The organism is Herbaspirillum sp. 1173 (assembly GCF_031455335.1).
In the GTDB taxonomy this organism is placed as follows: domain Bacteria; phylum Pseudomonadota; class Gammaproteobacteria; order Burkholderiales; family Burkholderiaceae_D; genus Herbaspirillum; species Herbaspirillum huttiense.
In genome coordinates, this window is record NZ_JAVDSP010000001.1 from 15,942 (window position 1) to 30,145 (window position 14,204).

At 64.9% G+C, this 14,204-nt stretch carries 11 protein-coding genes; 5 read left to right on the top strand and 6 right to left on the bottom strand.

Annotated features, from left to right (window positions below; translation table 11 throughout):
• Positions 1-191 precede the first annotated feature (191 nt).
• Positions 192-851: a LysE family transporter gene (locus tag J2X56_RS00085; RefSeq protein WP_034339732.1), complete on the top strand. Its 660-nt coding sequence runs from the start codon at positions 192-194 to the stop codon at positions 849-851.
• Positions 852-945: 94 nt separating this feature from the next.
• On the opposite strand, the gene J2X56_RS00090 is transcribed toward J2X56_RS00085, so the two are convergent.
• Together J2X56_RS00090 and J2X56_RS00095 are read right to left on the bottom strand one after the other, a co-directional pair.
• Positions 946-1,239, bottom strand: coding sequence for a PsiF family protein (locus tag J2X56_RS00090; protein WP_083859824.1), 294 nt, complete (start codon positions 1,237-1,239; stop codon positions 946-948).
• Between the two features lie 91 nt (positions 1,240-1,330).
• Positions 1,331-1,720 carry a lysozyme inhibitor LprI family protein gene (locus J2X56_RS00095; protein WP_088754281.1) on the bottom strand — a complete coding sequence of 130 codons (390 nt, stop codon included), beginning with the start codon at positions 1,718-1,720 and terminating at the stop codon, positions 1,331-1,333.
• A gap of 219 nt (positions 1,721-1,939) precedes the next feature.
• Here J2X56_RS00095 and J2X56_RS00100 point away from each other — a divergent pair, with 219 nt between their 5' ends.
• From J2X56_RS00100 to rmuC, 4 genes are all read left to right on the top strand, one after another.
• Entirely contained in the window at positions 1,940-2,290 is a 351-nt protein-coding gene (locus J2X56_RS00100; protein ID WP_121039432.1) for a hypothetical protein, read from the top strand.
• Positions 2,291-2,339: 49 nt separating this feature from the next.
• Positions 2,340-4,838: an FtsX-like permease family protein gene (locus tag J2X56_RS00105; protein ID WP_310157089.1), complete on the top strand. Its 2,499-nt coding sequence runs from the start codon at positions 2,340-2,342 to the stop codon at positions 4,836-4,838.
• 81 nt (positions 4,839-4,919) lie between these two features.
• Positions 4,920-5,321, top strand: coding sequence for a group II truncated hemoglobin (locus tag J2X56_RS00110; RefSeq protein ID WP_034339751.1), 402 nt, complete (start codon positions 4,920-4,922; stop codon positions 5,319-5,321).
• 19 nt (positions 5,322-5,340) lie between these two features.
• Entirely contained in the window at positions 5,341-6,828 is a 1,488-nt protein-coding gene (gene rmuC, locus J2X56_RS00115; RefSeq protein ID WP_199725014.1) for a DNA recombination protein RmuC, read from the top strand.
• Positions 6,829-6,924: 96 nt separating this feature from the next.
• Here the strand turns inward: rmuC and glp are convergent, their stop codons facing one another.
• The 4 genes from glp to J2X56_RS00135 form a co-directional block, all read right to left on the bottom strand.
• A complete protein-coding gene (glp, locus tag J2X56_RS00120; protein WP_310157093.1) occupies positions 6,925-8,220 on the bottom strand; it encodes a gephyrin-like molybdotransferase Glp in 1,296 nt (431 codons plus the stop codon).
• On the bottom strand, positions 8,217-8,828 hold the full coding sequence (gene mobA / locus J2X56_RS00125; RefSeq protein WP_121039441.1) for a molybdenum cofactor guanylyltransferase MobA: 612 nt from the start codon (positions 8,826-8,828) through the stop codon (positions 8,217-8,219). Before mobA ends, glp begins: the two co-directional genes overlap by 4 nt.
• A 37-nt stretch (positions 8,829-8,865) precedes the next feature.
• Complete coding sequence (moaA, locus tag J2X56_RS00130; protein WP_121039444.1) at positions 8,866-9,981, bottom strand: GTP 3',8-cyclase MoaA; 1,116 nt, start codon at positions 9,979-9,981, stop codon at positions 8,866-8,868.
• 346 nt (positions 9,982-10,327) lie between these two features.
• Entirely contained in the window at positions 10,328-13,573 is a 3,246-nt protein-coding gene (locus J2X56_RS00135; RefSeq protein ID WP_310157098.1) for an Rne/Rng family ribonuclease, read from the bottom strand.
• Positions 13,574-14,204: the final 631 nt, after the last annotated feature.

Sequence of the window (14,204 nt, forward strand, 5' to 3'; positions counted from 1 at the left end):
GACGTGAAAGACGACGTGAAAGTGTTTCAATTCATCGTGTATTTGTAAGCATTCGTTGCTGCTTTGCTTATAATGGTCAACACGTTGGTGCAGCCTTGTTTCAGCGCTGTTTCCGGGCTTCGCCGCTGCACTGCGTGCCTTGCCGGTGGTCTTGCCGTTTCTTCTTTCCTGTTGCCTCATCGAGTTTTCTCATGGCCTATCAAACCTGGTTTGCATTTTTCCTCGCCGCCTGTGTCATCGCCATCTCGCCCGGATCGGGCGCGGTGCTCTCCATGAGCCACGGCCTCAATTACGGCCTGCGCCGTACCACGGCCACCATCCTTGGCCTGGAAATCGCGCTGGTGGTGGTTCTCATCATCGCCGGAGCCGGTGTGGGTTCGCTGCTGGTGGCCTCCGAAACCGCCTTCAATGTGGTCAAGATCGCCGGTGCCCTGTACCTGATCTACCTGGGCTTCTCGCAGTGGCGCGCCCGCGTGCCCTCGGAGCAGGAAGGCGAAGCCCTCGACAACGCCAATGCCGTGGCACGCGCGCAGCGTGGCCAGCACTGGTGGCAGCGTTGCATGACGGGCTTCCTCACCAATGCCACCAACCCCAAGGGCATCGTCTTCATGGTGGCGGTGCTGCCGCAATTCATCGATCACGAACGGCCGCTGTGGCTGCAGCTGCTGGTGCTGGCCGTGACCATGGTGGCGGTGGACCTGGTGGTGATGCACGGCTACGCCTTTGCGGCCAGCCGCCTGCAACGCTTCTTCCGCAGCCAGAAGGCGATCAAGGCGCAGAACCGTTTCTTCGGTGGCGTGCTGATGCTGGTGGGCGCCGGGCTGTTCTTCTTCAAGCGCACGCAGCACTGATTGCAGCACCGCCCAGACAACAAAAAACCCGCAAGGCAGCTTGCGGGTTTTTTGTTGGGCGTCCCGGCCGGGTTGGCGGGGACGTGAAGGAAAATTACTTGTCCTTCTTCAGGCAGGACGACATGAAGGCTTTGCGCTCATCGCCCTTCTTGCCGGCGGCATCGGCGTTACATTGCTTCATCTTGTCCTGCTGGGTGGCCGGCTTGGGCTGTTCCTTCTTCAGGCAGGAGGACATGAAGGCCTTGCGTTCATCGCCTTTCTTGCCGGCGGCGTCGGCGTTGCATTGCTTCATCTTGTCCTGCTGGGCATTCTGCGCCATGGCGGGGGAACCCAGCAGCAGCGGGGCGGCCAGTGCGAACGAGGTCATGGCGAAGAGCATTTTTTTCATGAGAGACTCCCTGGGGCAAGGTGGATTCGTGGGTCTGATCGCGTCTGATTCTTCAGACGCGAGCATTACAGCATGAAAGATAATGTTCTGACTAGCGCACGCAGTTGAGATCGCCTTCCTGGCAGCCTGCCAGATTCTTCAGTTCGTCCGCACGCTGGCGGGTCTTGTCGGCCAGGCAGGTTTGCAGCGCAAGTGAAGCTGCAGACCCGCCGGCGCTGGCCGAGCTCTCAAAGCGGCAGGACAGGTCGCGATACTTCAGCCAGGCCAGCTGCACCTCGCGCAACTGGTTCTGTTGCGCCTTGTTGAGCTTGTCGCGATAGGCCATGTAGGTGGCGTTGAGATCGGCATCGTTCTGGGTCAGGGTCTGCGAAGCGCAGGCATTCATCTCGGCCTGGGTGGCGGCCTTGGTGCAATCGGCAGCGAAGGCACTGCCGGCACACAGCAGCAGGGCGGCTGCCAGCAGGGACAAGGGGGCTTTCATGGGACTGGACTCCTGTTTCTCAGGGGACGAGGCTGCATGGCCTCCGGTGGGCAAGGTCGTTCTGGCGACCTTGGGAAGGCTTGCAGCTTGTCGGGATAAAATGACATTTTGCCTGTCTTAGAAGAAGACAGAGCAGGCCGGTTCGCCCGTTTCTGCAACGAAATTGCAACAAGCCGTATCTGATTTACCTTATCCAAATCTTTTTCAGGAGTAGCGCAGATGGGATTGAGCTGGCTGTCCGCCATCAAACTGATTCCCTGGGGCGACGTGGTCCAGGCCACCCCCGGCATCGTCAAGGGCGCGCGTGACCTGTGGTCGCGCACCCGCAAGGCCAAGACCGCAGTCGATGCCGCGCCGCCCGCGCCGGTCACCGGCGACGTCGGCCAGCTGGCCCAGCGTATCGTCCAGCTGGAAGCCGAGCAGCTCGAAGCCAGTCAGTTGATCAACACCCTGGCCGAGCAGAATGCGCAACTGGTCGCCACCATGGATGCCATGCGCCGCCGCCTGCGCATGCTGGGCGCTTTCTGCGTGCTGCTGGCGGTGGGCGTGGTGGCGGTGTGGCTGCGCTGACGCTTTCTTGCATTTTTCTGAACCCTGATTCCTTGACGACTGGCCCTGCATGTTCCAACAAGCATTGCGCATGACCCTGCGCGACTGGCGCACCGGTGAACTCCGTTTCCTGCTGATCGCCTTGATCGTGGCGGTGGCGGCACTGTCCTCGGTCGGTTTCTTCGTCGACCGCATACGCGCCGGCATGACGCGCGATGCGCACCAGTTGCTGGGGGCCGATCTGCTGGTGGCGGCCGATCAGCCACTGTCACCGCAATGGCTGCAGCAGGCCGCCACGCAAGGCTTGCAGCAGGCGCAGACCCAGGTCTTCCCCAGCATGGCGCAAGCCGGGGAGGGGGATGCGGCCCGCTCGGTACTCTCATCCATCAAGGCCGTCACGGCGGGCTATCCCTTGCGCGGCCAGTTGCGGCTGCAGGGCAGCGATGGCCGCGACCGGCCTGCCGACGGGATTCCGCAGCCGGGGACCATCTGGGTGGATCCGCAGATCCTGTCCCAGCTCGACGTGAAGGTCGGCGATACCCTCAGGCTGGGTGATCTGGCGCTGAAGATCGCCGCCGTGATCGCGATCGAACCGGATCGCGGCAGCGCTTTCGTCAACTTCGCGCCGCGCGTGATGCTCAATGAGGCCGACCTGGCCGCCACGCACCTGGTGCAGGTCGGGTCGCGCGTGACCTATCGCCTGTTGATCGCCGGACCGCCCGAGGCCGTGCAGCGCTACCAGCAGCAGATCGAACGCCAGATCGAGGCCGACAGGCTGCGCGGCGTGCGCCTCGAATCGCTGGAAAACGGCCGCCCGGAAATGCGCGCCACGCTGGACCGCGCCGAGCAATTCCTGTCGCTGGTCGGGCTGCTGTCGGCCATGCTGGCCGCGCTCGCCGTGGCTATGGTGGCGCGCCGCTTCATGCTGCGCCATCTGGATGCCTGCGCCATGCTGCGCTGTTTCGGCATGACGCAGGCGCAGGTGACCACGCTCTATCTCACCGAATTCATTCTCATCGGGCTGGCAGCCAGCTTCATCGGCATGCTGGTCGGCTTTGCCGCCCACTTCGCGCTGCTGCAATGGCTGGGCAATTTCCTGCCGACCGCCTTGCCGCCACCGGGTTGGGCACCGGCGCTGCAGGGCGTGGCCACCGGTTTGTTGCTGCTGGTCGGGTTTGCCTTGCCGCCCATCCTGCAATTGCGCAACGTGCCGCACAACCGCGTGATCCGGCGCGACCAGGGCGCACCGCAGGCGCTGACGGTCGGGACCTATGTGCTGGGCACGCTGGTGTTTTCCGGCTTGCTGCTGTGGCAGGCGGGCGATCTCAAGCTGGGGCTGCTGACCATCGCCGGTTTCCTCGGCGGCTTCGGTCTCTTCGCACTGGTGGCCTGGCTGTGCCTGCGCGCGCTGCGTTCGCTGCGCGGGCTGGTGGATCGCCAGAGCTGGCGCTTCGCCATCGACGGCTTGCAGCGTCGTCCGGCGGCGGCCGTGATGCAGGTGGTGGCGCTGGGCCTGGGGCTGATGGCGCTGCTGCTGCTGACCGTGATCCGTGGCGATCTGGTCGGTGCGTGGCGGCAAGCCACGCCGGCGGATGCGCCCAACCGCTTCATCATCAACATCCAGCCGGATCAGCGTGAGGCCGTGCAGCAGGCGCTGCGCCAGGGCGGGGTGCAGGATGCGGCGCTGTATCCGATGATTCGCGGGCGGCTGGTGCAGATCAACGGGCGCGCGGTCAATCCCTCGGACTATCAGGAAGACCGCGCCAAGCGCCTGGTGGACCGCGAATTCAATCTCTCGACCATGCGCGACATCCCGCCCGGCAATGGCATCGTGGGCGGCCGCTGGTACGACGACAGCCACCCGGAAGCCTCGGTGGAACGCGGGCTGGCGCAGACCCTGGGCATCAAGCTGGGGGACAAGCTGCAATTCGACATCGCCGGCCAACTGGTGGAAGCCCCCGTAACCAGCCTGCGCAAGCTGGAGTGGGGATCACTGCGGGTGAATTTCTTCGTCATCCTCAACCCGACGCTCATGCGCGATACGCCGCAAAGCTGGATCACGGCGGTACACCTGACGCCGCAGCAGGAGGCCTTGGGCAACACGCTGGCGCGTGACTTCCCCAATCTCACCGTTGTGGACATAGGAAGTGTACTGGCACAGATTCAGGAAGTGGTCGGTCAAGTGATTGCAGCTGTAGAGTTCCTGTTCCTGTTCACTTTGTGTTCAGGTGTACTGGTACTGTACGCTGCACTGGCAGGGTCCCAGGATGAACGTGTACGGGAAGCTGGCCTGTTGCGTGCGCTCGGTGCGACCCGGCAGGAGCTCTCCCGCGCCCAGCGCATCGAGGTGCTGCTGGTGGGTTCGCTGGCAGGGCTGCTGGCCGCCAGCGGCGCGGCCGGCATTGGCTGGGCGCTGGCGCATTACGTCTTCAATTTCGACTGGAGTTTCAGCCCGCTGGTGTGGGTGGCCGGCATGGGGCTGGGCGCGGCTTGCTCGGCGCTGGGCGGCTGGGCCGGATTGCGTCACGTGCTGCGCCGTCCGCCGCTGCAGACCTTGCGCGAGGCCTGATCCGATACAGGTCAAACAACGCTGGCAATCACAGCCGGGCGGCCCGACGCGGCCGTCCGGCTGCGGTATCATGGCGGTCTTATGCAAATCGAAGATCCCAACCAACCGACCACGTTCGAACTCATTGGCGGCGCAGAGAAGCTGCGCGAGATGGTCGACCGTTTCTATGACCTGATGGACCTGGAGCCGGAGTTCGCCGGCATTCGCGCGCTGCATCCGCCTTCGCTGGACGGTTCGCGCGAGAAGACTTACATGTTCCTTTCCGGCTGGACCGGCGGTCCCAGCCTGTACATGGAAAAATTCGGCCATCCGCGCCTGCGGGCGCGCCACCTGCCTTTCCCCATCGGCATCTCCGAGCGCGACCAGTGGCTGCGCTGCATGACCTGGGCCATGCAGGACGTCGGCCTGCCGGAAGACCTGATGAAGCGCCTGCTGGCGGCGCTCTACCAGACCGCCGACTGGATGCGCAACAAGCCCGAGTAACACGCACTGGATTGGTCCCATGTCCCTTTTTGAAATGATCCTTACCGGCCTGGTCGTGGTCGGCGTCGTGCTGCAAGTGCTGATCCTGCTGCGCGGTAGCCAGCGGCAGGAGGACGACACTGCGCTGGTGATCGAAGACGCGCTGCTGCAGGTCAAGCAGGACCTGCAACGCCATCAGCAGGAGACCGGCGAGCGCATCGAGCGCGAGCTGCGTAGCCAGGTGCAGGCCAGTGCCCAGAGCACGCGCCAGGAACTGGGCGCGAACTTTGCCCATCTGCAGCAGACGCTGGCCACGCAGCTGACGAGCGTGGCGGGTTTGCAGAACCAGCAGATCGATGGCTTCGCGCAGCAACTGGTCAAGCTCAACGAAAGCAATACGCAGCAGCTGGAAAGCATGCGCCAGTCCATCACGCTGCAGGCCCAGGTGAACCGCGAAGAGCAGGCGGTTTCGCTCAAGCGCTTCGGCGATACGCTGAATCAGCAATTGTCGGCGCTGACCGAATCCAACGCCCAACGCATGGCCGAAGTGCGCGCCACGCTGGAAGCCAAGATCAAGGACCTGCAGAACGACAATGCGCAAAAGCTGGAAGAGATGCGCAAGACCGTGGACGAAAAACTGCATGCCACGCTGGAGCAGCGGCTCGGTGAATCCTTCAAGCTGGTCTCGGACCGGCTGGACAAGGTGCACCAGGGCCTGGGCGAAATGCAGCAGCTGGCCACCGGCGTGGGCGACCTGAAGCGCGTGCTGACCAACGTCAAGACGCGCGGCACCTGGGGCGAAGTGCAGCTGGAAATCCTGCTGGAGCAGATGCTCACCCCCGACCAGTACGCCAAGAACGTGGAGACCGTCCCGGCCAGCGGCGAGCGGGTGGAATTCGCCATCCGCCTGCCGGGCGCCAAGGAAGACGCGGGCCAGGTCTGGATGCCCATCGACGCCAAATTCCCCAAGGAACAGTACGAACGCCTGGTCGATGCCGCCGAGCGCGCCGATGCCGACGGTGTGGCCACGGCCGGCCGCGAGCTGGAGCGGGCAGTGCGCGGCGAGGCCAAGACGATTGCCGAGAAATACCTGTCGCCACCGCTGACGACCGACTTCGCCATCCTCTTCCTGCCCACCGAAGGACTGTATGCGGAAGTGATGCGCCGGCCCGGCTTGTCGGATGAATTGCAGCGCACCTGCCGGGTCACCATTGCGGGGCCGTCGACCTTGTCGGCGCTGCTCAACAGCCTGCAGATGGGCTTCCGTACGCTGGCACTGGAAAAGCGTTCGTCGGAGGTGTGGCAGGTGCTGGGCGCGGTCAAGACCGAGTTCGGCAAGTTCGGCGAAGTGCTGGCCGCCACCAAGACGGCGCTGGAGCGCGCGGCCAAGAACATCGACCAGGCCGAGACCCGCACCCGCCAGATGACGCGCAAGCTCAAGTCGGTGGAGGCACTGCCGGTGGAGAATGCGCAGAAGCTGCTGGGGACCGGGGAGCTGGATTTGGGCGAGGATGCCGAGGGCGTCTGATTTGCTTCTTCCTTCACCTGCAGAGGTGGCTCAAGCGGCTGGAAAACAGAAGGGACGGCTTGCCGTCCCTTTTTCTTCATCTGCGCCTGAAAGCCGTCATACCAAGCCGTCGAACAGCACCACCGTCACCTCTTCACCTGCAGCGACCTCACCGCGTTCGTGTTCCAGTTCGATGATGCAGTTGGCGTCTGACATCGAGCGCAGGATGCCGGAACCCTGCATGCCGGTCAGCCGCACTTGCCACTGACCGTTCACGTCCGGGGACAGGATGCCGCGCTGGTATTCAGTGCGGCCGGCCTTCTTGCGAATGGCGGTGGCTGTCTTCACGCGCAGGCGCGGTAGCGGATTGGCTTCGGCTCCGGCCAGGCGCAGCAGCGCATCGCGCACGAAGAAGGAAAAACTCACCTGCACCGCCACCGGATTGCCCGGCAAACCGAACAGATAAGCCTCCCGTCCGCGCGAGCGGATGCGGCCGAAGGCCAGCGGGCGGCCGGGGCGCATGGCGATCTTCCAGAACGTCATCTCGCCCAGGCTGGCCATGATCTGCTTGGTGTAATCGGCCGCACCGACCGACACGCCTCCCGAGGTGATGACCGCATCGGCCTCTTCGCAGGCACTGCGGAACGCCGCGTCCAGGGCGGCCGGATCGTCCGGTACCACGCCCATGTCCAGCACTTCGCAACCGAGGCGCGTGAGCATGCCGTGCAGGGTGTAGCGATTGGAGTCATAGACGCAGCCGGCATCGAGCGGTTCGCCGACCGAACGCAACTCGTCGCCGGTGGAGAAGAAGGCCACACGCAGACGGCGCTGCACCGGTACTTCGGCAATGCCCAGCGAGGCCAGCAGGCCGATGTCGGAGGGCCGCAACACGCGGCCGCGCGGCAGGGCCACGCTGCCCAGGGCCAGGTCTTCGCCACGCAGGCGGCGATTGTCGCCGGGACGCACGCGGCCGGCAGGCAGGGTCACGCCGTGCGCGTCGGCGTCGGCGGTCAGTTCCTGCGGGATCACGGTGTCGCAGCCCTCGGGCATGGGTGCGCCGGTCATGATGCGCACGCACTGGCCGGGGCCGATGCTGCCGGCAAATTGTTCACCCGCGTGTACCGCGCCGATGATCTGCAGGCGCACTTGCTGGCCCTCGGCCACGTCCTCGCCACGCAGGGCATAGCCGTCCATGGCCGAGTTGTCGTGCGCCGGGACGTCGATGCGGGAAATGATGTCGCGCGCCAGCACGCGCGAGAGGGCGCTGCGGATGGCCAGCTTTTCGACGGCCTCGATGGGCGTGATGAATTCCTGGATCACGGCTTGCGCGCGTGCCACCGTCATGGCGTTGGGGTCATAGCCGCTGATGCAGCTGACGATGTCGTGGAGTGTGGCGGTGTGGGTCTCGGTCATTGTTCTGCTTCGAGCTGTTGCAAATCCAGCCCGGTGTTGATGTTGCTGAAGGCGCGCTCGTCAGGGAAATCCACTTCGACGCAATCAAGGCTGGCAAACCAGTGGTCCATCTTGCGTTCGCCCGCCGCCAGGAAGGCGTCCAGCGAGGCGCGAGTGCTGGTCTGCAGCAGCGAGCATACAGGATGCCGCTGGCGCCCGTGTACGCCCTCGGTGACCGCGATGGCGGCCTGTGCACCGCTGGCGGTGAGGGCATCGTACAGGTGCGCTACCAGGTCATAGGGGATCAGCGGCGAGTCGCACGGGGCAGTGGCCAGCAGCGGCGTGTGGCAATGGGCCAGGCCGCATTGCAGACCCGCCAGCGGGCCGGGGAAATCCCCCTGCAGGTCATGCCAGACCGGGTAGCCGAAACGGGCGTACTCCAGCTGGGAGCGGTTGGCGTTGATCGCCAGCGTACCGACCTGCGGTGCCAGGCGTTCCAGCACATGCTGCACCAGCGGCTTGCCGTGCAGGACTTGCAGGCCTTTGTCCACGCCGCCCATGCGCGTGCCACGGCCACCGGAGAGGACCAGGCCGGTGATGTGACTGGCGGCGGTGGCGGGGGAAGACATGGTACGGAAAAGTAAGGAGCAGGGCAGGCGTACCGGATCAGCCGCCGATGTAGGACATCTCGACCTTGCGCGCCGGAGTCGCCTGCATGGCGCTGCGCAGCTCGGAATAACGGTCGCCGCGCTGGCCCCAGAGGGCGGCGATGGCACCGGCAATCTCGGCATCGCTGCTGCCATTGCGCACCAGGCTGCGCAGGTCGTGGCCTTCGCTGGCGAAGAGGCAGGTGTAGACCTTGCCTTCGGTAGAGAGGCGCGCGCGTGAACAGTCCTGGCAGAAGGCCTGGGTCACGCTGGAGATCACGCCGATCTCGCCGCTGCCATCCACATAGCGCCAGCGCTCGGCGGTCTCGCCGGTGTAGTTGGGGTCGGCCACTTCCAATGGCATCTCGTCAGCGATGCGGCGGACCACTTCGCGCGAGGGCAGCACTTCGTCCATGCGCCAGCCGTTGGAAGAGCCCACGTCCATGTATTCGATGAAGCGCAGGATGGCCGGGCTGCCCTTGAAGTAGCGCGCCATCGGCAGGATCTGGTCGTCGTTGACGCCCTTCTTGACCACCATGTTGATCTTGATCGGACCGAGTCCGGCGGCGTGTGCCGCTTCGATGCCTTCCAGCACGCGCGCCACCGGGAAATCGACGTCGTTCATGCGGCGGAAGCTCTCGTCATCCAGCGAATCCAGCGATACCGTCACGCGCCTGAGCCCGGCCGCCTTGAGCGCCTGGGCCTTTTGCTTCAGCAGCGTGCCGTTGGTGGTGAGGGTCAGGTCGATTTCTTCGCCCTCCGGGGTGCGCAGGGCGGCCAGCATGGCGATCAGGGTCTCGATGTTCTTGCGCAGCAGCGGCTCGCCGCCGGTCAGGCGGATCTTGCGCACGCCATGCGCCACGAACTGGGCTGCCACGCGGGTCAGCTCCTCGAAGGTCAGCAGGTCCGAGTGCGGAAGGAACTGGTATTGCTTGTCGAAGACATCCTTGGGCATGCAATAGACACAGCGGAAATTGCAGCGGTCAGTCACCGAAATGCGCAGGTCGTGCAGCGGACGTCCCAGACTGTCGCCCAGCCAGCCGGTCGGCTCGACCGCAACCGGCGTCAGCAGGCCGGCCGCACTGGCGATCGGGGCTTGCCGGACATCGACGATGGGGATGACGCGCTTGTTCATACGATCTGACGATAAAAGGTGTGTAACGATAGCACGCCTGAGGCCGCCGCGCAGATGCACAATCATGCATATAGTGTATGCGCGCAACTGCATCTCGCGCCTGCCGCCGCCCGCCGTGCGGGACTGCTGGCATCAGGCTTGCAGCGTCATCGCATGCTGCCGTGACTGTATCGTGACGGCGAGCGGGCAACTGTCACCAAATAGGAGGTCGTTTGCCGATGGGCGGTGAAGGCAAAGGCTTCATTTGGAAACCGATAGACATGAAAAAGGGAGCCGAAGCTCCCTTGTTCATTGCCGATTTTTACTGCCTCCGGGCCACCCTGCGGCAGGGTGGCCGGAACCCTACTTAACGGCGGGTTTCGACCTGCACCAGCGGTTCGGTCGACTGCGGCGGCAGCGGCTTGCGCTCGCGCGGCACGTGCGGTGCCGGGACGAAGGCAGCAGCGGCTTCCTGGGCCGCGCGCAGCTTGACCGGGTCCGTGGTGGCCAGGGTCAGGCCGGCTTGCGACAGCATCTGCTCCAGCGACTCCGAACGGGCAGCGTTGCCGGTGCTGGCCGCCACTGCGGGGGCAGGGGCAGCAGGGGAAGCCGGTGCGGCCTCAGCCACCACCGGAGCCAGTTCGACGGCTACCGGTGCCGGGCTGGCTTCGACGGCGTCCAGCAGGCTGATCTGTTGCGGCACGGCCGGGGCTGCGGGCGCAGCGTGCACCACCTCGACCGGGGCTTCCGATGCGGCCGGAGCAGCAACGGGGGCCTGCACCGGCTCGAAGGCCGGGGTCGGGGCGAAGCTGGCATCGATCGACGGGGCCGCCGGTTCGATGGCCGGCTGGTTCGAGAACACGGCCTGGGTCGCTTCGGCAGCGGCAGCGGCGACGGCTTCCACCGAGTTCACACCGCTTTCCACGTGCACGGCAGCTTCAGCCGGGGCTTGTTCCGGGACCGGGGAGGCGGCGAACGAAGCTTGCGCCACAGCGGCTTGGGCCACTTCCACCGGAGCCGCCGAAGTCTCGGCAGCAACGGTCTCGACGTTCACGCCGGTAGCAGCGGCGCTGGCCACGACTACGGTGTCGACGCCTTCGGCGGCTTCGGATTGCTCCGATCCTTCACCTTCGCCGTTGTCGATCACGTTACCGTTTTCATCACGTTCGCGACGATGACGGTTGCGGCCACCACGGCGACGACGACGACGCGGCTCGGTGCCGCCTTCGGCAGCTTCCGCACCGTCGACGCCATCAGCGCCTTCGGAACCTTCGACTTGAGCAGCTTCCACCTTGGCGGCTTGCTCGTCATTGGACAGGGCCACGGCACCAGCAGCAACCGCTACGCCTGCGGTGGCTGCACCGGCAGCCAGAGCGGCTTCCAGCGGCAGGCCTTCCTCGGCCTTGGGGTCCTTGCGTTCACCACGCGGGGCGCGCGGTTCACGCGGCTGGCGCGGTTCACGGCCTTCACGACCCTCGCGCGGCTCGCGGCCTTCGCGCGGTTCGCGGGGCTCACGGGCTTCACGCGGTTCGTTGCGGCGGGCTTCCTTCGGTTCCTGGCCTTCGCGGGCTTCGCGCGGCTCACGGCCCTCGCGCACCTCACGGCCTTCACGCGGTTCGCGACCTTCCTTGGGTTCGCGCGGACCACGAGGCGGGCGAGCCTGCTTGGCTTCCGCAGCATCGCCGGTCTTCAGTTCGACGGCGGCCGGGCCGCGGGGTGCGCGCTGCTCTGCATTGCGCTCGCCACGTTCGGCGCGATCGCCACGCTCACCGCGTTCACCACGGTTGCGGTTGCGGCCATTGCGGTCGCCGCCACGGCCATTGCGATCACCTTCGCGCTTGGCCGGCGCCTTGGCTTCGACCGGGGCCGGCACTTCCACCGGAGCAACCGGCTTCTTGCGGAAGAAGGCGAAGATCTTGCCCAGCAGACCCGATTCCGGCGCCAGGGTCGGCGGCGGCACGGGGGCAGCCACCGGTTCCGGTGCCTTGCGTTCGACGATCGGGGCCGGTTGGTCGGGGGTGATGCCCTTGACCACGGCTTCCTGGCGCGGACGTTCTTCTTCCTTCTGGCGCTTGCTGTAGCCGATGTCGGTATCGGCCTGCTCGGCCATGGTGTAGCTGGCTTGGGCGTCGTCCAGGCGCGGATCGTCGTGCTTGATCCGTTCCATCTTGTAGTGCGGGGTTTCCAGGTGCTTGTTGGGGATCATGATGACGGTGACGCGATGGCGCGTCTCGATCTTCAGGATTTCGCCCCGTTTTTCATTGAGCAGGAAGGCGGCCACGTCCACCGGCGCTTGCACGTGGATGGCGGCTGAATTTTCCTTCATCGCCTCTTCCTGGATGATGCGCAGCACCTGCAGGGCGGAGGATTCGGTATCGCGGATGTGGCCGGTGCCGTTGCAACGCGGGCAGGTCACGTGGCTGCCTTCGGAGAGCGACGGACGCAGGCGCTGGCGCGACAGTTCCATCAGGCCGAAGCGGGAGATCTTGCCCATCTGAACGCGGGCGCGGTCGTGGTGCAGGGCGTCCTTCAGACGGCCTTCCACTTCGCGCTGGTTCTTGGAGTTCTCCATGTCGATGAAGTCGATCACGATCAGGCCGCCCAGGTCGCGCAGGCGCAACTGGCGGGCCACTTCATCGGCGGCTTCGAGGTTGGTGTTGAAGGCGGTGGTCTCGATGTCGCTGCCACGGGTGGCGCGCGCCGAGTTCACGTCCACCGACACCAGGGCTTCGGTGTGGTCGATGACGATGGCGCCGCCGGAAGGCAGCGGGACCGTACGCGAGTAGGCGGTCTCGATCTGGTGTTCGATCTGGAAGCGCGAGAACAGCGGCACGTCGTCGCGGTAGCGCTTGACGCGGTGAACCATGTCCGGCATCACGTGGGCCATGAACTGCTGGGCCTGGTCGTGGATGTCGTCGGTATCGATCAGGATTTCGCCGATGTCGGGCTGGAAGTAGTCGCGGATGGCGCGGATGACCAGTGACGATTCCTGGTAGATCAGGAAGGCGCCCGAGCCGGACTGACCGGCGCCTTCGATGGCGCGCCAGAGTTGCATCAGGTAGTTCAGGTCCCACTGCAGTTCATCGACGTTGCGGCCGATGCCGGCGGTGCGGGCGATGACGGACATGCCGTTGGGCAGGTCCAGCTTGTCCATGGTTTCGCGCAGTTCCTGGCGGTCTTCGCCTTCGACACGGCGCGACACGCCGCCACCGCGCGGGTTGTTGGGCATGAGCACCAGGTAGCGGCCGGCCAGGGAGATGAACGAGGTCAGGGCAGCGCCCTTGTTGCCGCGTTCTTCCTTCTCGACCTGGACGATGATTTCCTGGCCTTCGCGCAGCGCTTCCTTGATGCTGGCGTTGCGGACGTCAATGCCTTCCTTGAAATAGGTGCGGGCCACTTCCTTGAAGGGCAGGAAGCCGTGGCGTTCTTCGCCGTAGTTGACGAAGCAGGCTTCCAGCGAGGGCTCGATGCGGGTGATGACGCCCTTGTAGATGTTGGACTTGCGCTGCTCGCGTCCGGTGGTTTCGATGTCGATGTCGATCAGTTTCTGACCGTCAACGATCGCTACGCGCAGTTCTTCCTGCTGCGTGGCGTTGAACAACATACGTTTCATGTTTTCACTCCGGGATCCGAAGATCCTTCAAATGGCCCGTCCGTATGTGGTAGCGGGCCAAAAGTACAGGGGATGTACGCGAGAACGAAGTGATTGGGGAGGGAATTGCCTTGATTGTGTGAGTGCGCCTTAGCGGGCGCTCCAGCACAAGGGGGCGCGGATGCGGCAGACGGGAACGCCGGGCAGCACCGTATCCGCGCCGCGCGCTCCGCCATAGGCGGTCGCGCAGGCAACTGCGGACGGTAAGCTGGTCTGTGGAGCCAAACGTAACATGGTGATGGGTTGGCGACGGCGATCGGGTTCTGTTGCATCAACCGGCAAGCTTCGCGATGCTTCGGCCAGGACTGCGGCATGGCCCGGGCAATGCGCTGCATGAGGGGCGGGCGGATGAGCCTGCCGCCGGATGCGCTGCAAGATACTGCTTTGCCGGGGGCTGTGCGCTGCGGACCTGAACCGGAACACCGGATGCGAGTCTTGCCAGACTTTTATCCTGATGATCCAAACAATTCTGTTCCACTTCCAGGCGCGCTGTCCGATTGCAACTGCGGTGCAAACTGGAATCGCGCAGGGAAGGTGCGTACTCGTTTCGAGGCCTTTACGTGGACCAGGCAAGCGGCATGATCGGCTGTAT

Bases quoted from the DNA above. Each gene is read 5' to 3' on its own strand.
- J2X56_RS00090 (WP_083859824.1), bottom strand. From the start codon at position 1,239: ATGAAAAAAATGCTCTTCGCCATGACCTCGTTCGCACTGGCCGCCCCG.
- J2X56_RS00135 (WP_310157098.1), bottom strand. From the start codon at position 13,573: ATGAAACGTATGTTGTTCAACGCCACGCAGCAGGAAGAACTGCGCGTA.
- rmuC (WP_199725014.1), top strand. From the start codon at position 5,341: ATGTCCCTTTTTGAAATGATCCTTACCGGCCTGGTCGTGGTCGGCGTC.
- J2X56_RS00085 (WP_034339732.1), top strand. From the start codon at position 192: ATGGCCTATCAAACCTGGTTTGCATTTTTCCTCGCCGCCTGTGTCATC.
- J2X56_RS00100 (WP_121039432.1), top strand. From the start codon at position 1,940: ATGGGATTGAGCTGGCTGTCCGCCATCAAACTGATTCCCTGGGGCGAC.
- J2X56_RS00110 (WP_034339751.1), top strand. From the start codon at position 4,920: ATGCAAATCGAAGATCCCAACCAACCGACCACGTTCGAACTCATTGGC.
- glp (WP_310157093.1), bottom strand. From the start codon at position 8,220: ATGACCGAGACCCACACCGCCACACTCCACGACATCGTCAGCTGCATC.
- J2X56_RS00095 (WP_088754281.1), bottom strand. From the start codon at position 1,720: ATGAAAGCCCCCTTGTCCCTGCTGGCAGCCGCCCTGCTGCTGTGTGCC.
- J2X56_RS00105 (WP_310157089.1), top strand. From the start codon at position 2,340: ATGTTCCAACAAGCATTGCGCATGACCCTGCGCGACTGGCGCACCGGT.
- moaA (WP_121039444.1), bottom strand. From the start codon at position 9,981: ATGAACAAGCGCGTCATCCCCATCGTCGATGTCCGGCAAGCCCCGATC.
- mobA (WP_121039441.1), bottom strand. From the start codon at position 8,828: ATGTCTTCCCCCGCCACCGCCGCCAGTCACATCACCGGCCTGGTCCTC.